Below are 19117 nucleotides of genomic sequence, written 5' to 3' on the forward strand. Positions count from 1 at the left end.
GGTGCATCCGGGAGGATTCGAACCTCCGACCGCTCGGTTCGTAGCCGAGTACTCTATCCAGCTGAGCTACGGATGCAAATGGCGGTGAGGCGGGGATTCGAACCCCGGATGCAGCTTTTGACCGCATACTCCCTTAGCAGGGGAGCGCCTTCAGCCTCTCGGCCACCTCACCATACGCGCTCTTATCGAGCTGTGCTTCTGAACTTGTTTCTGCTCATCGGCACTGCGTGGCGCACATATTACTTTCTGGGCCTTATAAGTCAAACATATTTTTTCACTCTCGCGTTTGATTGCGCATTTCCCAGCCAAAATGGGTATTTGGAAAGCAAAAAGAGTGATTTATCAACAATAATCGGCCCTTTCACAGCAGGGAAGTGTGTACAGGCCCGAAGAGATACAGCGAAAGAAAAACAAAGAAAGGCGGGAAAGAAGGACAAAACCGGTAGCGCCTCGCCTGGGCGGCAAGGCGCTGGATCCGTTAGTAACTCGTTTGCTGAGTTTTTTCGGCCTGAATACGCTGATAAATCTCTTCGCGATGAACCGAAACTTCTTTAGGGGCATTCACACCGATGCGAACCTGATTCCCTTTTACTCCCAGCACCGTTACAGTCACCTCATCACCGATCATGAGGGTTTCACCAACTCGACGAGTTAGAATAAGCATTCTTTGCTCCTTGAAAGATTAAAAGAGTCGGGTTAACTGTCGCCCGGCATTATCCATCATATAACGCTAAATATAGACTATGACAAATGCACAACAAGTGCATCATCACGGTAATACATTCTGCTGATACTTAGTTTAGCCGAAATACACACCATCAACCTGACTTTGTGTTTTTTGCGATAACATCTGACAGAATGACGCGGTGAAGCCCTGCCCCACCGCGCTTTCCGGGATGCTTTTTTATAGTGTTACAGTTTTGCCGCCACCCAGCTTTCAACACCGGCCAGAGCCCCTGGTAGTGCTCCGGCATCGGTGCCGCCGGCCTGAGCCATATCCGGGCGGCCGCCGCCCTTACCGCCAACCTGCTGAGCCAGTTCGCCCACCAGCTCGCCGGCTTTCACGCGATCGGTTACATCTTTGGTTACGCCGGCAATCAGCGAAACCTTTCCTTCCGCAACGGTAGCCAGCACGATAACGGCTGACTTCAGCTGGTTCTTCAGATCGTCCACCATCGTACGCAGCATTTTCGGCTCGACGTTGGTCAACTCGCTTACCAGCAGCTTAACGCCCTTGACGTCGATAGCTTTACTGCTGAGAGAAGCGCTCTCCTGCGCGGCCTGCTGATCTTTCAGCTGCTGCAGTTCTTTTTCCAGCGCGCGGACGTTATCCATCAGGCCACGCACTTTTTCATTCAGATTGCTGCTGTTGGCTTTCACCAGGTGAGCGATCTCCTGCAGCTGCTCGCTCTGGGCATACATCTGCTTTAACGCGCCTTCGCCCGTCACCGCTTCAATACGGCGAATACCTGCCGCCGTACCGGCTTCAGAGGTGATGCGGAACAGGCCGATATCGCCCGTGCGGCTGGCGTGCGTGCCGCCGCAAAGTTCGGTAGAGAAATCGCCCATCGTCAGCACGCGGACGCGATCGTCATATTTTTCGCCAAACAGCGCCATCGCGCCCAGCGCTTTCGCTTTTTCCAGCTCCATCACGTTGGTGTCGACCGCCAGATTACGGCGGATCTGTGCGTTGACGATTTCCTCAACCTGACGGATTTCCTGCGGCTTCATCGCTTCAGAATGGGAGAAGTCGAAGCGCAGATATTTATCGTTCACCAGTGAGCCTTTCTGTGCCACATGATGGCCCAGAACCTGACGTAGCGCAGCGTGTAACAGGTGCGTCGCTGAGTGATTCAGACGAATACGCGCGCGACGCTCTTCGTCCACGTGCGCGGCCAGACGATCGCCGACCCGCAGCTGACCGGAAGCCAGCTTGCCGATATGACCAATCGCCTGCGCATATTTTTGCGTGTCGGTAACGGTGAACACCGCGTCGTTGTTACGCAACTCGCCGGTATCGCCTACCTGGCCGCCTGATTCGCCGTAGAATGGCGTTTCATCCAGCACGATAACGCCTTCCTGACCGGCGGCAATCGCATTTGCAGGCTGACCGTCCACAAAGATAGCGGTAACGGTCGCGCTCAGCTCAAGCTGGTCATAACCTTTGAAGGTCGAGGCTTCATCAATGCGGATAACGTTGCTGTAGTCCGCGCCAAAGCCACTGGCTTCACGAGCACGCTGACGCTGCTGCTCCATCGCTTTCTCGAAGCCCGCTTCGTCAATTTTCAGATTACGCTCGCGACAGACGTCGGCGGTTAAATCGACCGGGAAGCCAAAGGTGTCATACAGGCGGAAAACGGTTTCACCGTCCAGCGTGTCGCCCTGCAGCTTCTCCAGCTCTTCGTCCAGCAGCGCCAGACCGCGCTCCAGCGTTTTCGCAAACTGCTCTTCTTCGGTTTTCAGCACCTGCTCAACCTGAGCCTGCTGCTTCGCCAGCTCTTCGCCCGCTGCGCCCATAACGTCAATCAGCGGCGCTACCAGTTTCCAGAAGAAGGACCCCTGCGCGCCCAGCATGTTGCCGTGACGAATAGCGCGGCGAATAATGCGGCGCAGCACGTAGCCGCGGTTTTCGTTGGATGGGATCACGCCATCGCAAATCAGGAAAGCGCAGGAACGGATATGGTCGGCAATGACGCGCAGTGATTTGCTGCTCAGATCGGTGGCGCCAGTCGCTTCTGCAACAGCCTTGATCAGCTTCTGGAACAGATCGATTTCGTAGTTGGAGTTAACGTGCTGCAACACGGCGGAGATACGCTCCAGGCCCATACCGGTATCGACGGAAGGCTTCGGCAGCGGCAGCATGGTGCCGTCAGGCTGACGGTTGAACTGCATAAAGACGATGTTCCAGATCTCAATAAAGCGATCGCCGTCCTCTTCCGGACTGCCCGGCGGGCCGCCCCAGATATGGTCGCCGTGGTCAAAGAAGATTTCGCTGCACGGGCCGCACGGGCCGGTGTCGCCCATCTGCCAGAAGTTATCAGAGGCGTAAGCGCCGCCCTTGTTATCGCCAATGCGGATAATACGCTCACGCGGCACGCCGATTTCATCTGCCCAGATATTGAAGGCTTCATCATCGGTTTCGTAGACGGTAACCCACAGCTTCTCTTTCGGCAGGTTAAACCACTGCGCGCTGGTCAGCAGCTCCCACGCAAAACCGATAGCTTCGCGTTTGAAATAGTCGCCGAAGCTGAAGTTGCCCAGCATTTCAAAGAAGGTATGGTGACGGGCGGTATAGCCAACGTTTTCCAGGTCATTATGTTTACCGCCTGCGCGCACGCAGCGCTGCGAGGTGGTTGCGCGCGAGTAGCTGCGCTTGTCCTGGCCCAGGAAAACGTCTTTGAACTGGTTCATCCCGGCGTTGGTAAACAGCAGCGTCGGGTCATTAGTCGGGACGAGGGAGCTACTGGCTACAACCTGATGTCCCTTGCTATGGAAAAAGTCGAGAAACGCCTGGCGAATCTCCGCAGTGCTCTTGCTCATAATTGTCCTGGAATCACGCTAACGAACGTTTCGTGGGTTTAAACCTGCCGTAAGGCTAAGCAACACACGAACAAAAAGTGGTGAATAAGATAAATTTTCTTCGGTGCGAAGTAAAATCCCATTGGCGCTCAATCTTCAAAATTTGAAAAAACGCTGCGGATATCTTCGGAAAAGAAGCCTTTAGTCATTAAATAGCGCTGCACTTTGGCTTTTTCCTTCCATTCGGTCGGCAGCGGCAGGCCAAACTTCCGCTCCGCCGAGTCGAACGCCATTTGCTGCCAGTCGATTTCCGTTTTGGCCAGCGTTTCATCGATCAGCGGCTTCGCCACGCCCTTCTGCCCCAGCTCCATACGGATGCGCTGCGGGCCGTAGCCCTTACGGCTGCGGCTGGCGACAAAGCGCTCCGCAAAGCGGGCATCGTCCAGATAATTGCTTTCATAACACCAGGCGACGACCCGATCGATTTGCTCTGGCGTAACGGATTCAGGCTGCTGCGCCTGCGTTTTAGCATACATCGCGGCCCGCTCTGCAGAGAGCGAAAGCTTGCGACGAAATTCCGCCTCGCTGTGATCGCGCATGGCCAGAATGCGCATGGCCCGATCTAACAGGCGGGTAAACTGGCTTCGTTCGGTGGCGTCAGACATCTTGCTCCGGTTATGCAAAAAATTAACTCATGGTAAGGGTAGCGAGGAACCGCAAAAGAAACAAAGCGCTTTGGCTAATGTGTGGAGAAAGGCGGCAAAGGCGATTTGTAAGCGGGAAACAGGTGATACAAGGCGTTTCGTAACGCTAAAACAGGTAGCGCCAGGCGGCTCGCCCCCTGAAACAAGTTAGTTCGTACGTTAAAAGCAGGCGCCGCCGGGCGGCTCGTACACTGAAAAAAATTGATACAAGGTGATTCGTACGCTGAAAACAGAGGGCGCCTGGCGACTCGTACCCTGGAAAAATCAGTACAAGGCAGCTCGTTCGCTGGAAAAAAACTCGCCTGGGCGGTTCACAGCGCTGAAAACAATGCTCTTTTGCGCGTGTGCGCAATAGAAAGAACCTGGCTGCTGCCGTAACAAGCTGGTTCAGAAAGCGTAAGTCGAAAATAAAAAAGGAGCGGCACAGGGCCACTCCTTTTCAGCGCTTTCCGACTATCTGCCCTCGCGGGCTGCTAATCAGAAGTTTTCGTTAGTTTCGCTGGCTTCATTGGCATCATCTTTGTCAGCCACGAAGTCTGGCGTCGTGTCCGGATTGTTCATCAGCGTAGCGCGCAGCTTGTTTTCGATCTCGGTAGCCACAGCCGGGTTCTCTTTCAGGAAGTTGCCGGCGTTTGCCTTACCCTGACCGATTTTATCGCCGTTGTAGCTGTACCAGGCACCCGCTTTTTCAATCAGCTTGTGCTTCACGCCAAGGTCTACCAGCTCGCCGTAGATATTGATGCCTTCGCCGTACATAATCTGGAACTCAGCCTGCTTGAACGGCGCGGCGATTTTGTTTTTCACCACTTTCACGCGGGTTTCGCTACCGACGACTTCGTCACCCTCTTTAATCGCGCCGATACGGCGGATATCCAGACGGACAGAGGCGTAGAATTTCAGCGCGTTACCGCCGGTAGTGGTTTCCGGGTTACCGAACATCACGCCGATTTTCATACGGATCTGGTTGATGAAGATCAGCAGCGTGTTGGAGTTCTTCAGGTTACCGGCCAGCTTACGCATAGCCTGGCTCATCATACGAGCCGCCAGACCCATATGCGAGTCGCCGATTTCGCCTTCGATTTCCGCTTTCGGCGTCAGCGCCGCCACGGAGTCAACGATGATTACGTCAACCGCGCCGGAACGCGCCAGCGCGTCACAGATTTCCAGCGCCTGCTCACCGGTGTCCGGCTGCGAGCAGAGCAGGTTATCAATGTCCACGCCCAGCTTTTTGGCGTAAACCGGATCGAGCGCATGCTCGGCATCGATAAAGGCGCAGGTTTTGCCCTTGCGCTGTGCAGACGCGATAACCTGTAACGTCAGCGTGGTTTTACCGGAAGATTCCGGCCCGTAAATTTCGACGATACGGCCCATTGGCAGGCCGCCCGCGCCCAGCGCGATATCCAGCGAAAGCGAACCGGTAGAGATGGTTTCCACATCCATAGTGCGGTCTTCACCCAGGCGCATGATGGAGCCTTTACCAAATTGCTTTTCAATCTGGCCCAGCGCTGCTGCCAGTGCTTTTTGCTTGTTTTCGTCAATAGCCATTTCCACTCCTAATCACGCGGGGGTAAAGCACGCTTTCGCGGCTTCGTGTCTCAATCAATATGGGTGCAATTATACTGTATAGTCATACAGTATCAAGCTTAATTTTTAAGAAAATGGTCACGTAGCGTCAACAGCGCATAAGCCGTGGCCTGACGTCGAACGGCCTCTCTGTCGCCCGCAAAAATTTTGCGCTGCGCCAGCGAGTTAGCGCCTTCCGCTGCGAAGCCGAACCACACCGTTCCCACCGGTTTTTCCGCCGTTCCGCCATCGGGGCCGGCGATGCCGCTGACAGCTACAGCATACTGCGCGCGGGCCTGTTTAAGCGCCCCTTCCGCCATCTCTGTCACCACCTGTTCGCTGACCGCGCCAAAGCTTTCCAGCGAGGCGGCCGTCACGCCCACCAGCGTCTGCTTGGCCTCATTGCTGTAGGTGACAAAGCCCCGCTCAAACCATTGTGAACTGCCGGCGACGTCGGTAATCACTTTCGCTATCCAACCGCCCGTACAGGATTCCGCCGCGGTAACCGTGGCATTAAGGCGCTGTAAATGCTGACCGATTTCCTGGCTTAACAGGCGCAATTCGCTGTCCGTCATTCTTGTTCCCTGCTTGCTTATCGTAAGAATGAAGATTAGCACTTTTTAGCCAGGCGCGAAGAGACAAAGGCGGGATTTGCGAACCGCTTTCATAAAGTCAGTCAGGAAAAGCGTTGTAGAAACAGGCGATTGCCCGGCAACGCGCCGCCGGGCGATCGGGAGGTAAAACTGGCGTTACTGACGGGCGTCGCGTACGGCCTGGCCCAGCTGCCACACGGCCATCGCATAGTGATTGCTGTGGTTATAGCGGGTAATAACGTAAAAATTCGGCAACCCGTACCAGTATTGATAGTAAGTGCCCATATCAAAACGCAGCAGGCTGACCTGCTGATTGTCCTGTAGCGGCACCTGCGGCGACAAACCGGCGGCAGAGAGCTGCGCGGCCGTATAGCGGGTTTTGAAGCCCGTTTCCAGCTGCGACGCTTCGCCGTTAGCCGGTACGGCTACGGTGCCGCCTTTTATCCAGCCGTGCGCGCTGAAATAGTGGGCCACGCTGCCTATTGCATCTACAGGATCCCAAAGATTGATATGGCCGTCGCCATTGAAATCAACGGCGTATTGCTTAAAGGCAGAAGGCATAAACTGGCCGTAGCCCATGGCGCCAGCGAACGAGCCGCGTAAATCAAGCGGATCGTCGTTCTCTTCTTTCGCCATCAGCAGGAAGGTTTCCAGCTCGCCGCTAAAGTACTCGGCGCGACGAGGATAGGCGAACGCCAGCGTCGCCAGCGCATCGATAATACGCGTTTTACCCATTACGCGTCCCCAGCGGGTTTCGACGCCGATAATGCCGACGATGATTTCCGGCGGCACGCCGTAAACTTCCGAGGCGCGATTGAGCGCGTCCTGATATTGATTCCAGAACTGGACGCCGTTCTGCACGTTATCCGGCACGATAAATTTTTTGCGATAGCGGATCCAGGCGCCGTTCGGGCCGGAGGGTGCCTGATAAGAAGGCGCCTGCCGATCCATCAGCCGCAGCACCCAATCCAGCCGCTTCGCCTGCGCCAGCACGTTATGCAGCTGCTGACGGTTAAAACCGTGTTCGCGCACCATTTTATCGATAAAGGCTTCGGCCGTCGGGCTGTTGGCGAAATCGCCGTCCAGCGGCGCTACGTTATGCTCGGGATCCAGTAAAAAGCTGTTGTTGCCCCGAAAAGGATTGCCGTGAGGCTCAGGCGCAGGGGCTTTACTGCTGCAGGCGGAAAGCAGCAGCAGCGCGGGCAAAAATGAGGCCAGATAACGCATTGAATATCCAGAGTGCAAAACGGAAAAGTAGCATTCATGTTAGAACATCGCCAGCCATTCTGAAAACAGATGTTATGTAAATCTGCCGCTTTTTTCCTTTCTCTTTTCCTGCGCGGCCAGACGGCGTAAACTCGCTGCTGCCATTAAAATAAAACGCCATTTCATTTAATAGAAAATAGCATTTTATCAAATCAGGAGGAGTAATGAGCAAACAGGCTGCGGTGCTGCTGGCGCCGGGATTCGAAGAGGCGGAGGCCTTTATTATTATTGATATATTAAACCGTCTGCACGTTAAGGTAACGACTGTCGCCTGCCATGATACGCGTGAGGTGCCCAGCTACCATGCCGTGCCGGTGGTAGCGGATGTTCTGCTGGCGGGCCTGGATAAAGAGTTTGACGCCGTGGTTATCCCTGGCGGGCCGGAAGGCACCGTTAACCTGGCGGCCAACCCGCTGGTCACGGCGTTTATTCGCCGTCATGACGAAGCGGGAAAATGGATTGCGCCGATCTGTTCCGCTGCCGCGCGCGTGCTGGGCGGCAATCATCTGTTGAAGGGCCGTCGCTATACCTGCTCAGGTGATTTGTATAAGGGCGTTACCGATGGCGTTTATAGTGCGGAGGAGGTGGTGGAAGACGGCAACCTGCTGAGCGGCAAAGGGCTGGGCAAAAGTTTTGAGTTCGCCTTTCAGCTGGCCTGGCGCCTGACCGACGATACCGAAACGGCCGATTTCCAGGCTGACCATATCTATTTTGACCACTGGCGCTCTTACAGCGGGCTAAACGCCAACTAGTCTGTGCTGTCGGCAGGCGCCCTCGCCTGCCAACCTTTACAGCGTCAGCGACTCGCGGCTGATGTCGGCTACCGATTTCGCGCCGGTCAGCGTCATCGCCACGCGCATCTCTTTTTCCATCAGCGAGAGCAGATTCACCACGCCAGCTTCGCCCGCTGCGGCCAGCGCATAGACAAAGGCTCTGCCCAGCAGCACGCTGTCCGCGCCCAGCGCCAGCATCCGCACCACGTCCAACCCGGTTCGTATCCCTGAATCCGCCAGGATCTTAATGTCGCCTTTTACCGCATCGGCAATGGCGGGCAGCGCACGCGCGGTAGAAAGCACGCCGTCCAGCTGACGGCCGCCGTGGTTAGACACCACAATGCCATCGGCGCCGAAGCTCACGGCATCCTTCGCATCCTGCGGATCGAGAATGCCCTTAATGATCATTGGCCCTTGCCAGAACTCACGGATCCACTCCAAATCTTTCCAGGAGATAGAGGGATCGAAGTTGGCGCCCAGCCAGCCAATGTAGTCTTCCAGCGTGGTCGGATGGCCGCGATAGGCCGAGACATTGCCCAGATCGTGCGGCTTGCCGTTCAGGCCCACATCCCATGCCCACTGCGGATGCAGCATGGCCTGCACCATCCGGCGGAAAGCCGCGTTCGGCCCACTCATGCCGGAATGCGCATCGCGGTAGCGCGCGCCAGGCACCGGCATATCCACGGTAAAGACCAGCGTTTTTACCCCTGCGGCTTTGGCCCGCTCCAGCGCGTTTCGCATAAAGCCACGGTCTTTTAAGACGTAAAGCTGGAACCACATAGGCCGTGAAATCGCCGGCGCGACCTCTTCGATGGGACAGACGGAAACGGTGGAAAGCGTAAAGGGAATGCCCATTTTTGCCGCCGCGCGCGCCGCCTGCACTTCGCCACGCCGTGCATACATGCCCGTCAGTCCTACCGGCGCGAGAATGACCGGCATCGCCAGCTTCTCGTCGAACAGCGTGGTTTCCAGGCTCAGCTCGGCCATATTTTTCAGGATGCGCTGGCGTAGCGCGATATCGGCCAGATCGGCGGTATTGCGCCTGAGGGTGTGCTCGCTATAGGCACCGCCGTCGATATAGTGGAAAAGGAAAGGCGGCAGCCTGCGCCGTGCCGCTGCCCGGTAATCCGTTGATGCGGAAATGATCATCTGGTTTCCTGCCTTGTTAAAACGCTCGGCTTCATCGCGAAGCAAAGTAAACGAGCCGCGAGAGCGGCCCGGAAGAACAGGCAGTGTAGTTGAGACGGAAAACGGATACGCTGACCCACATCTCAACATTTTGGCAACAAACCAGACGATCGCCTTTTTTGCACAAGGTAACGCCGCACAACTAACGGCGATTGCGTACCAGCTGATAGCGCCGCGTCAAATATTCCAGCGGCACGCTCCAGATATGCACCAGGCGGCAGAACGGAAACAGCAGGAACAGCGTCATGCCCAGTACCATATGCACGCGGTAAATCAGCGCCACGCCTTCCAGATGCTGCGACGCGCCCGCATGGAAGGTCACGATCGCCTGCGCCCAGCCGACCAGCTTCATCATTTCGCTGCCATCCATATGCTGCGCGGAGAAAGGAATGGTCAGCAGCCCCAGCGTGGCCTGCGCTACCAGCAGCGTCAGGATCAGGATATCGCCGGCGCTGCTGGTGGCCCTGACGCGCGGATTGAGCAGGCGACGCTTAAGCAGCAGCCCGCCGCCCGCCAGCGTCAGCAAACCGCAAACGCCGCCGGCCACCATCGCCAGCTTCTGCTTGGCGGCGATCGGCAGAAAAGCCTCGTACATCCAGTGCGGCGTCAGCAGGCCGACGAAATGGCCGAAGAGAATACCAATGATGCCGATATGAAACAGGTTGGAGGCGAGCCGCATCCCTTTTTTATCCAGCATCTGGCTGGAGCCGGCGCGCCAGCTGTACTGGCCATAGTCGTAGCGCAGCCAGCTGCCAATCAGGAAAACGCTGCCTGCGATATAAGGATAAATATCGAAAAAGAAACCTGAGAGAAAATTCATGATGAACGCCCCGTGGATGTTGTCATTGCCGCCACGTCCAGATACTGCGGCGCGACGGCGTCGGCAAAGCGGCGCTGATGCGCGGCCTGTTGGGCGGAAGCACAGCCCTGCTCGCCGAGAAACTTAATCTGTTCCTCTTCCCAGACCGCATCCAGCGCCGCTGGCGTATCGTCGCGGGCCTCTTTATGGATTTTCGGCGTCAGGTCATCTACCGCCAGCCCGGCCCCGGAGAGCGCCAGCAGCACGGTGAACAGCTCGCTATAGCGGCTTTGGCGCTGTTTTAGCCTGGCGGCCAGCAGCGCGAGGATTGGCGCCACGTCGGCCAGGCCAGCGCGGGCGCGGGTGACGTCAAGGCTGGCCAGATACTCCAGATAGAGCGGCAGAAAATCGGGCAGCTCTTTCGCGCTCAGTTCCAGGCCGTCGGCGCGATATTGCTCCAGCAGATCGACCATTGCCTGGCCGCGATCGCGCGACTCGCCGTGAACATGCTCGAACAGCAGCAAAGAGGTGGCCCGACCGCGATCGAACAGCTCGCAATAGTCGGCCTGCCTGTCCAGCAGCGAGCCTGCGCAGAATTCCGTAATAAAATCGGTGAGCTGCGCGCGCTGCGCGGCATCAAGCTCGCTGCCCGCTTCCAGCGCCGCCAGCATTTCAGCCTGATGCGTAAAGAGCGCTTCATCGGGATAATCCAGCAGCCGGGCGACGATACGTAGTGTAATCATGGCTGCTCCTCCTGCGTTTTTTTGCCAATATCAATCGCGTCGATACGGCGGCTGTTAAACAGGTTGAAGCGACCGTCGCTGCCGTGGCAGCCATCGCCGAAGCTGAAGCCGCAGCCTTTGCTTTCCGGGAAGGCTTCCCGCGCCAGTTCACGATGGCTGGAAGGCACCACGAAACGATCTTCGTAATTGGCGATGGCCAGATAGCGGTACATCTCCTGCGCCTGCGCTTCGCTTAAGCCAACCTGTTCCAGCGCCCGCATGTCGACAAGGTTATCGACGGTTTCCGCGCGTTTATAATGACGCATGGCCAGCATTCTCTTTAGCGCCAGCAAAACCGGCGCGGTATCGCCCGCCGTCAGCAGGTTCGCCAGGTACTGCACGGGAATGCGCAGGCTTTCCACGTCCGGCAGAATACCGTTGTGCGGCAGGTCGCCCGCGTCCGCCGCGCTCTGAATGGGCGACAGCGGCGGCACGTACCAGACCATCGGCAGCGTGCGGTATTCCGGATGCAGCGGCAGCGCCAGCTTCCACTCCATCGCCATTTTATAAACCGGCGAGCGTTGCGCTGCGTCAATCACGCTTTGCGGGATACCTTCTTTTAACGCTTCGGCAATCACATCGGGATCGTGGGGATCGAGGAAGATCGCCCTCTGGCTTTCATAAAGATCCCGTTCATGCTCGCTCGCTGCCGCTTCTTCAATACGATCCGCGTCGTACAAAAGCACGCCAAGATAGCGGATGCGCCCTACGCAGGTTTCGGAACAGACCGTGGGCTGGCCCGCTTCAATACGCGGATAGCAGAAAATACACTTCTCCGATTTGCCGCTTTTCCAGTTGAAGTAGATTTTTTTATAGGGACAGCCGGTCAGGCACATGCGCCAGCCGCGACACTTGTCCTGATCGATCAGCACGATACCGTCTTCGCCGCGCTTATAGATGGCACCGCTTGGGCAGGTCGCCACGCACGCCGGGTTCAGGCAGTGCTCGCACAGGCGCGGCAGATAGGCCATAAAGGTGTGTTCAAACTGGCCGTACATCTCTTTCTGGATGTTATCGAAATTTTTATCCTGCGAGCGTTTGGAAAACTCGCCGCCAAGGATCTCTTCCCAGTTCGGGCCATTTTCGATTTTTTTCATCCGCTTGCCGGTGATCAGCGAGCGCGGCCGCGCTATCGGCTGATGTTTGCCGGCGGGCGCATTGTGTAAATGCTGATAGTCGTAGTCGAACGGCTCATAGTAATCGTCCAGCGCGGGCACGTCCGGGTTAGCGAAAATTTTCGACAGCAGCCCGACGCGGTTGCCCATGCGCGGCACCAGCCTGCCGTTGATTTTACGGATCCAGCCGCCCTTCCATTTTTCCTGATCTTCCCATGCCTGCGGATAGCCGACGCCCGGCTTGCTTTCAACGTTGTTAAACCAGGCGTATTCCATCCCTTCACGGCTGGTCCAGACGTTTTTACAGGTCACGGAACAGGTGTGGCAGCCGATACATTTATCCAGATTCAGCACCATGCCGACCTGCGAGCGAATTTTCATGATTTTCTCCCCTTGCCGCCCTGGCAGTCGTCGTTACCTTCACCGTCCAGCCAGTGAACGTGATTCATTTTGCGCACCACCACAAACTCATCGCGATTGGACCCTACGGTGCCGTAATAGTTAAAGCCGTAGGAAAGCTGCGCGTAGCCGCCGATCATATGGGTTGGTTTAGGACAGGCGCGGGTCACGGAGTTATGAATGCCGCCGCGCTGGCCGGTAATTTCCGAACCGGGAATGTTCACAATGCGTTCCTGCGCGTGGTACATCATGGTCATGCCTGCCGGTACGCGCTGGCTGACCACTGCGCGAGCGGTCAGCGATCCGTTGGCGTTAAAGGCTTCAATCCAGTCGTTGTCCGCAATCCCCAGCTCCTGCGCGTCTTCTTCACTCATCCAGACGATAGGGCCGCCGCGCGACAGCGTCAGCATCAGCAGGTTGTCGCTGTAGGTAGAGTGAATGCCCCATTTCTGGTGCGGCGTCAGGAAGTTCAGCGCCTTTTCCGGATTGCCGTTCGGCTTTTTGTTCAGCAAAGGCCTGGCCGCCCTGGTATCAATAGGGGGACGATAAACCAGCAGGCTTTCGCCAAAGGCGCGCATCCACTCGTGATCCTGATAAAGCTGCTGGCGTCCGCTGAGCGTGCGCCACGGGATCAGCTCATGCACGTTGGTATAACAGGCGTTATAGGAGACGTGCTCGTCTTCCAGTCCTGACCAGGTGGGGCTGGAGATAATTTTGCGCGGCTGCGCCTGGATATCGCGGAAGCGAATTTTTTCGTCTTCTTTGTTCAGCGCCAGATGGGTGTGGTCGCGGCCGGTAATGTCGCTCAGCGCCTGCCAGGCTTTTACCGCTACCTGACCGTTGGTTTCCGGCGCGAGGGATAAAATGACCTCGGCCGCATCGATGGCGCTGTCGATATTCGGCCGGCCAGCGGCCGGGCCATCCGTCTTGACGTAGTTCAGCTCTTTAAGGAAATCGACCTCTTTTTGCGTGTTCCAGCTGATGCCCTTACCGCCGTTGCCCAGCTTGTCCAGCAGCGGGCCAAGCGAGGTAAAGCGTTCCCAGGTGGCCGGATAGTCGCGCTCTACGGCAATAATGTGCGGCGCGGTTTTGCCGGGGATCAGGTCGCACTCGCCTTTTTTCCACTCTTTAACGTCAAAAGGCTGCGCCAGCTCCGCCGGCGAATCGTGCTGCACCGGCAGCGTGACGATATCGGTTTCCACACCGAGATGCCCCGGACAAAGCTCCGAGAAGCGTTTGGCGATGCCTTTATAGATCTCCCAGTCGCTTTTCGCTTCCCAGGCCGGATCGACCGCCGCCGACAGCGGATGAATAAACGGATGCATATCCGAAGTATTCATATCGTCCTTTTCATACCAGGTGGCGGTAGGCAGCACGATATCGGAATAGAGACAGGTACTGGACAGGCGGAAATCCAGCGTTACCACCAGATCCAGCTTGCCTTCGCCGCCTTTCTCCTGCCATTCCACTTCTTCCGGCTTCACGCCGCCCTGCACGCCTAAATCTTTACCCTGAATGCCGTTTTCCGTGCCCAGCAGATATTTGAGCATGTACTCATGGCCTTTGCCGGACGATCCCAGCAGGTTGGAGCGCCAGACAAACAGGTTACGCGGGAAGTTCTGCGGATTGTCCGGCTGCTCGGCGGCAAAGCGCAGCGTGCCGGTTTTCAGGCTTTCCACGGTGAAATCCACCGGCGGCATCCCGGCCGCTTTCGCCTGCGCGGCGATGTTCAGCGGATTGCCGTTCAGCTGCGGCGCGGAAGGCAGCCAGCCCATGCGCTCGGAACGCACGTTAAAGTCGATTAAACTGCCGCCGTAGCGCTTTTTATCGGCCAGCGGCGAGAGCAGCTCGCTGGTCTGCACGGTTTCGTAGCGCCACTGGCTGGAATGGTTATAGAAGAACGAGGTGCTGTTCATATGGCGCGGCGGACGCTGCCAGTCGAGCGCGAAAGCCAGCGGCGTCCAACCGGTCTGCGGCCGCAGTTTTTCCTGACCGACATAGTGCGCCCAGCCGCCGCCGCTCTGCCCCACGCAGCCGCAGAAGATCAGCATATTGATCAGCCCACGGTAGTTCATATCCATGTGATACCAGTGGTTCATCCCGGCGCCGACGATAATCATCGAGCGGCCACGCGTTTTTTCCGCGTTGTCGGCGAACTCGCGCGCCAGCCGAATGATATTCTGCCGCGACACGCCGGTGATCTGCTCGGCCCAGGCCGGGCTGTAGGCTTTGATCTCGTCATAGCTGCCTGCGCAGTTTTCGTCGTGCAGACCACGATCCAGCCCGTAGTTCGCCAGCGTCAGATCATACACGCTGGCGACCAGCGCAGCGCTGCCGTCGGCCAGCTGCAAACGCTTCACCGGCAGCTTGTGCAGCAGGATCTCCTCCAGCGGCACGCTGCTGAAGTTTTCGCTTTCCAGGCCGCCGAAATAGGGAAAGCCGACCTCGGCGATCTCGTCATGGCTGCCCAGCAGGCTAAGCTGAAGCGTGACTTCCCGCTGCGAGCCACCTTCACGCGACTCCAGGTTCCACTTGCCTTTTTCTCCCCAGCGATAGCCGATGGATCCCTGCGGCGCCACCAGCTCACCGCTCTCCTGGTCTATGGCGATGGTTTTCCACTGCGGATTGTTTTCCTGCCCCAGGTTATCAATCAGATCGCTGGCGCGGAGCTGGCGTCCGGCAGCGTAGTAGCCGCCCTCGCGCGGCTCCAGCAGCACCAGCATCGGCATATCGGTATAGCGGCGCACGTAGTCACGGAAATAGGGCACCTCGCGCTCAAGGTGAAACTCCTTCAGCATCACGTGTCCTAAAGCCAGCGCCAGCGCGCTGTCGGTGCCCTGCTTAGGATTCAGCCACTGGTCGCACAGCTTGGCGACCTCGGCATAGTCAGGCGTGATCGCCACGGTTTTGGTGCCCTTGTAGCGCACCTCGGTAAAGAAATGGGCATCCGGCGTGCGCGTCTGCGGCACGTTAGAGCCCCAGGCGATAATATAAGAAGAGTTATACCAGTCGGCCGATTCCGGCACGTCGGTCTGCTCGCCCCAGGTCATGGGCGAAGCGGGCGGCAAATCGCAATACCAGTCATAAAAACTCAGGCAGACGCCGCCGATCAGCGACAGATAGCGCGCGCCTGCGGCATAGGAAACCATCGACATCGCCGGGATCGGTGAAAAGCCGATAATGCGATCCGGGCCGAAGGTTTTCGCCGTATAGATATTGGATGCCGCGATCAGCTCGTTGACCTCCTGCCAGCTTGACCGGACGAAGCCGCCGCGACCGCGAGCGATCTTATAGCTCTGCGCTTTTTGCGGATCGCTGACGATCGATCCCCAGGCCGCGACCGGATCCTGATGCTCCGCTTTGGCTTCGCGCCACAGCTTGAGCAGCTTTTTGCGCATCAGCGGATATTTCAGGCGGTTGCCGCTGTAGAGATACCAGGAGTAGCTGGCACCGCGAGGACAGCCGCGCGGCTCGTGATTCGGCAAATCCGGTCGGGTGCGCGGATAGTCGGTTTGCTGTGTTTCCCACGTGACCAGGCCATTTTTGACGTAAATTTTCCAGCTGCAGGAGCCGGTGCAGTTTACGCCATGCGTGGAGCGCACGATTTTATCGTGCTGCCAGCGGCTACGGTAGCCCTCTTCCCAGTCGCGATTGGTGTTGAGTGTCTGGCCGTGTTGACCAGCAAAGGGTTCCGCCAGCTGTTTAAAGTAGCGAAACCTGTCGAGAAATTTGCTCATCCGGAAAACTCCTGAAGGCTTAGGTGATATTGCTCAGGCGGCGGAGGGACATTGCCTCCGCACGTTATCAAAATTTATTTTTGCGGCCGTAAACCAGCCAGGTGACGCCAACGCAAAGCAGATAGAAGGCGAGGAAGATTTTCATAGCGCCCGTCGGCGTGCCCAGCATGGACAGCGAAAGGCCAAACGTCTGCGGGATGAAAAAGCCGCCCAGCGCGCCGATAGCGGAGATAAAGCCGAGCGCGGCGGAGGTTTCGGTCACTGCTTCCCGCTGCGCGGTCTCTATGCCTTTCCCTTCCGCGCTCGCCTTCTCCAGGGTGAGCTTGCGGAAAATCACGGCGATCATCTGATAGGTCGAGCCGCTGCCCAGGCCGGCGGTTAAAAACAGTCCCATAAACACGGCGAAAAAGGCGCTAAAGGATCCGCTGGTGCCTTCGCCCGGCAGCGTCAGGAACAGCAGCGCGGCAAACAGCGCCATCAGCACAAAGTTAGCCAGCGTCACGCGTACACCGCCCAGCCTGTCGGAAATAATGCCGCCCGCCGACCGCGCCAGCGCGCCCAGCAGCGGGCCGAAAAAGGCGTAGTGGAGAATGCTGATATCCGGAAACTGCGTTTTGGCGAGCATGGCGAAACCGGCGGAAAAGCCGATAAAAGAGCCAAAAGTCGCCAGGTAAAGCAGCGCCATCACCCACAGGTGGCCGCGTTTCAACACCGGCAGCTGCTCGCGCAGAGAAGATTTCGCCGCCGCCAGGTCGTTCATGCCGAACCAGGCCGCAAGCGTCGCTACAAGCAGGAACGGCACCCAGATCCACGCGGCGTTTTGCAGCCAGATCGTTTCGCCGCTGCTGGTGTGCTGCGCGCCGCCGCCGAAGGCGCCGAAAACGGCAATGGAAACGGCCAGCGGGGCGGCGAACTGCATTACGCTGACGCCCAGGTTGCCCAGACCGCCGTTGATGCCCAGCGCCCCGCCCTGCTGCGCTTTAGGAAAAAAGAAGCTGATATTGCCCATGCTGGAGGCAAAGTTCGCGCCCGCAAAGCCGCACAGCAGCGCGATCAGCACAAAAATGCTGAAAGCGGTGCTGGTGTCCTGCACGGCAAACCCAAGCCACAGGCAAGGGACCAGCAGGATACCGGTGCTGAAAGCCGTCCAGCGCCGTCCGCCGAACACGGGGATCACAAAAGAGTAAGGGATCCGCAGCAGCGCGCCTGAAATGGAAGGCAGCGCCGTCAGCAGAAAAAGCTGCTCGGTGGTAAAGGTGAAGCCAACTTTGTTCAGGTTCACTGCAACGGCGCTGAACAGCATCCAGACACAGAAAGCGAGCAGCAAACAGAAAACGGAAATCCACAGGTTACGGTTGGCGATGCGTTTTCCACGCTGCTGCCAGAACCGCTCGTTTTCCGGCTGCCAGTCCTGGATAACGGCACCGTTTTCTTCGGGTTGAAGAGGGGCAAGTTGCGTCATAGTCATCTCCGGTTTGAATGGAGCGCATTCTGCTTAACCGCTTCTGACGCCGGGTTGACGCAAATCAACGTGGATGCAGGTGATCTTTTGCCTCCGTGCTGCCGCTGCGCCTGGATGAGTAGAGACATATCGGAAACATATTTATAAAATTCATGTAATTACTACGCACAGCGGGCCCTTTTTTCAGTTAGACTGCGGAAGGAAGAAATTTATGGTTACTCCCTTAGTGGTATAGGGTTAACGTTTTTAATCGGTAAGATTAAGAAGCTAACCGGGAATCATTCGCCGCCCTCTGACTGTGGAAAATCCAAGCGTGAAAGAAGAAGCTGCCACTATCCTGCTGATTGACGATCATCCGCTGCTGCGGAACGGCGTTAAACAGTTGATTGAAATGGAAGAAAGTTTGCAGGTTATCGCAGAAGCCAGCGACGGCGCGCAGGGCGTCGTACTGGCGGAACAGCATGACCCCGACCTGATCCTTTTGGATTTAAATATGCCAGGCATGAACGGGCTGGATACGCTGGTGCAGCTGCGCACCATCGAGCTTTCCGGGCGCATCGTGGTATTCAGCGTTTCCGATCATGAAGATGACGTGGTAAACGCGTTAAAACACGGCGCGGATGGTTATCTGCTGAAGGATATGGAGCCGGAAGCGTTGCTGAAAGCGCTGCATCAGGCCGCCGCCGGCCAGATGGTGTTAAGCGAAAAGCTGACCAACGTGCTGGTGGCCAGCCTGCGTGAATCACGCCCGACAGAAGCGCGCGATGTGGAACAGCTGACGCGCCGCGAACGCGATATTCTGAAGCTGATCACGCTGGGGATGACCAATAAAGCCATTGCCCGCAAGCTGTCGATTACGGAAAGCACGGTAAAAGTGCACGTTAAACATCTGCTGAAAAAAATGAAGCTGAAATCCCGGGTGGAAGCGGCCGTCTGGGCGCTGCAAAACGGCCACGGCTGATAAAAACTTTCTTCGCTCCGCTTTTCCGGCACCGCAGTAGTCGCCGGACAGGGCTGCGCTTCACCCTCTGTCGCTAAACGGTTTCGCCAACGCTATCGCATTTTACCCCCTCTATTTTTACGCTTTGCGGCCCGTCTCTGGCTTTTACCTGTGACAGCATCGATCGCGCTGCGTTACTATAGCCCTCAGAAAAAGGCGCCGCTCTCGTGCCCGTCACCTGCGCTGACCTCGCTGGCGCGCCTGCCCAATCACCGTT

General features: G+C 57.2%; 14 protein-coding genes and 2 tRNA genes. 2 read left to right on the forward strand and 14 right to left on the reverse strand.

Annotation, left to right across the window (positions count from 1 at the left end; genetic code table 11):
* Positions 1-2 precede the first annotated feature (2 nt).
* The 8 genes from AB3U87_RS18485 to mltB all read right to left on the reverse strand — a co-directional run bounded on the left by AB3U87_RS18485 (position 3) and on the right by mltB (position 7606).
* Positions 3-76: transfer RNA gene (locus tag AB3U87_RS18485), tRNA-Arg, on the reverse strand.
* Positions 77-79: 3 nt separating this feature from the next.
* Positions 80-172, reverse strand: a tRNA-Ser gene (locus AB3U87_RS18490).
* Positions 173-478: 306 nt separating this feature from the next.
* Positions 479-664, reverse strand: coding sequence for a carbon storage regulator CsrA (gene csrA, locus AB3U87_RS18495; protein ID WP_004155916.1), 186 nt, complete (start codon positions 662-664; stop codon positions 479-481).
* A 248-nt stretch (positions 665-912) separates the two neighbouring features.
* The gene (gene alaS / locus AB3U87_RS18500) at positions 913-3540 is read right to left on the reverse strand and encodes an alanine--tRNA ligase (protein ID WP_253458987.1); all 2628 of its coding nucleotides are present in this window, start codon (positions 3538-3540) and stop codon (positions 913-915) included.
* A 128-nt stretch (positions 3541-3668) separates the two neighbouring features.
* On the reverse strand, positions 3669-4184 hold the full coding sequence (locus tag AB3U87_RS18505) for a regulatory protein RecX (protein ID WP_253458984.1): 516 nt from the start codon (positions 4182-4184) through the stop codon (positions 3669-3671).
* A 516-nt stretch (positions 4185-4700) separates the two neighbouring features.
* Complete coding sequence (gene recA / locus AB3U87_RS18510; protein WP_253458981.1) at positions 4701-5768, reverse strand: recombinase RecA; 1068 nt, start codon at positions 5766-5768, stop codon at positions 4701-4703.
* Positions 5769-5866: 98 nt separating this feature from the next.
* Positions 5867-6361 (reverse strand): nicotinamide-nucleotide amidase, encoded by a 495-nt coding sequence (gene pncC, locus AB3U87_RS18515; RefSeq protein ID WP_301252607.1) that lies wholly within the window; start codon positions 6359-6361, stop codon positions 5867-5869.
* Between the two features lie 174 nt (positions 6362-6535).
* The gene (mltB, locus tag AB3U87_RS18520) at positions 6536-7606 is read right to left on the reverse strand and encodes a lytic murein transglycosylase B (protein ID WP_301730143.1); all 1071 of its coding nucleotides are present in this window, start codon (positions 7604-7606) and stop codon (positions 6536-6538) included.
* A gap of 203 nt (positions 7607-7809) precedes the next feature.
* Between mltB and AB3U87_RS18525 the strand changes: the two genes are divergently transcribed.
* Entirely contained in the window at positions 7810-8397 is a 588-nt protein-coding gene (locus AB3U87_RS18525; protein WP_301252611.1) for a DJ-1/PfpI family protein, read from the forward strand.
* Positions 8398-8433: 36 nt separating this feature from the next.
* On the opposite strand, the gene lldD is transcribed toward AB3U87_RS18525, so the two are convergent.
* The 6 genes from lldD to AB3U87_RS18555 all read right to left on the reverse strand — a co-directional run bounded on the left by lldD (position 8434) and on the right by AB3U87_RS18555 (position 17900).
* A complete protein-coding gene (gene lldD / locus AB3U87_RS18530) occupies positions 8434-9567 on the reverse strand; it encodes an FMN-dependent L-lactate dehydrogenase LldD (protein WP_253458967.1) in 1134 nt (377 codons plus the stop codon).
* 181 nt (positions 9568-9748) lie between these two features.
* On the reverse strand, positions 9749-10426 hold the full coding sequence (narI, locus tag AB3U87_RS18535) for a respiratory nitrate reductase subunit gamma (protein WP_253458965.1): 678 nt from the start codon (positions 10424-10426) through the stop codon (positions 9749-9751).
* A complete protein-coding gene (gene narJ, locus AB3U87_RS18540; RefSeq protein ID WP_253458961.1) occupies positions 10423-11148 on the reverse strand; it encodes a nitrate reductase molybdenum cofactor assembly chaperone in 726 nt (241 codons plus the stop codon). The genes narI and narJ overlap by 4 nt, the downstream gene beginning before the upstream one ends.
* Positions 11145-12683, reverse strand: coding sequence for a nitrate reductase subunit beta (gene narH, locus AB3U87_RS18545; protein WP_394150059.1), 1539 nt, complete (start codon positions 12681-12683; stop codon positions 11145-11147). Before narH ends, narJ begins: the two co-directional genes overlap by 4 nt.
* Positions 12680-16438, reverse strand: coding sequence for a nitrate reductase subunit alpha (locus tag AB3U87_RS18550; RefSeq protein WP_394150061.1), 3759 nt, complete (start codon positions 16436-16438; stop codon positions 12680-12682). Before AB3U87_RS18550 ends, narH begins: the two co-directional genes overlap by 4 nt.
* A gap of 67 nt (positions 16439-16505) precedes the next feature.
* Positions 16506-17900, reverse strand: coding sequence for a NarK family nitrate/nitrite MFS transporter (locus AB3U87_RS18555; RefSeq protein WP_253458953.1), 1395 nt, complete (start codon positions 17898-17900; stop codon positions 16506-16508).
* Between the two features lie 313 nt (positions 17901-18213).
* On the opposite strand from AB3U87_RS18555, the gene narL reads away from it, so the two are divergent.
* Positions 18214-18861 carry a two-component system response regulator NarL gene (gene narL / locus AB3U87_RS18560; RefSeq protein WP_253458950.1) on the forward strand — a complete coding sequence of 216 codons (648 nt, stop codon included), beginning with the start codon at positions 18214-18216 and terminating at the stop codon, positions 18859-18861.
* The last annotated feature ends 256 nt before the right edge of the window (positions 18862-19117 follow it).

The organism is Erwinia plantamica, from assembly GCF_043420595.1.
GTDB lineage: Bacteria > Pseudomonadota > Gammaproteobacteria > Enterobacterales > Enterobacteriaceae > Erwinia > Erwinia aeris.

Coding starts and splice junctions, on each gene's coding strand:
- alaS (WP_253458987.1), bottom strand. CDS start 3,540: ATGAGCAAGAGCACTGCGGAGATTCGCCAGGCGTTTCTCGACTTTTTC.
- AB3U87_RS18550 (WP_394150061.1), bottom strand. CDS start 16,438: ATGAGCAAATTTCTCGACAGGTTTCGCTACTTTAAACAGCTGGCGGAA.
- recA (WP_253458981.1), bottom strand. CDS start 5,768: ATGGCTATTGACGAAAACAAGCAAAAAGCACTGGCAGCAGCGCTGGGC.
- AB3U87_RS18505 (WP_253458984.1), bottom strand. CDS start 4,184: ATGTCTGACGCCACCGAACGAAGCCAGTTTACCCGCCTGTTAGATCGG.
- pncC (WP_301252607.1), bottom strand. CDS start 6,361: ATGACGGACAGCGAATTGCGCCTGTTAAGCCAGGAAATCGGTCAGCAT.
- mltB (WP_301730143.1), bottom strand. CDS start 7,606: ATGCGTTATCTGGCCTCATTTTTGCCCGCGCTGCTGCTGCTTTCCGCC.
- AB3U87_RS18555 (WP_253458953.1), bottom strand. CDS start 17,900: ATGACGCAACTTGCCCCTCTTCAACCCGAAGAAAACGGTGCCGTTATC.
- narI (WP_253458965.1), bottom strand. CDS start 10,426: ATGAATTTTCTCTCAGGTTTCTTTTTCGATATTTATCCTTATATCGCA.
- narJ (WP_253458961.1), bottom strand. CDS start 11,148: ATGATTACACTACGTATCGTCGCCCGGCTGCTGGATTATCCCGATGAA.
- narH (WP_394150059.1), bottom strand. CDS start 12,683: ATGAAAATTCGCTCGCAGGTCGGCATGGTGCTGAATCTGGATAAATGT.
- csrA (WP_004155916.1), bottom strand. CDS start 664: ATGCTTATTCTAACTCGTCGAGTTGGTGAAACCCTCATGATCGGTGAT.
- AB3U87_RS18525 (WP_301252611.1), top strand. CDS start 7,810: ATGAGCAAACAGGCTGCGGTGCTGCTGGCGCCGGGATTCGAAGAGGCG.
- lldD (WP_253458967.1), bottom strand. CDS start 9,567: ATGATCATTTCCGCATCAACGGATTACCGGGCAGCGGCACGGCGCAGG.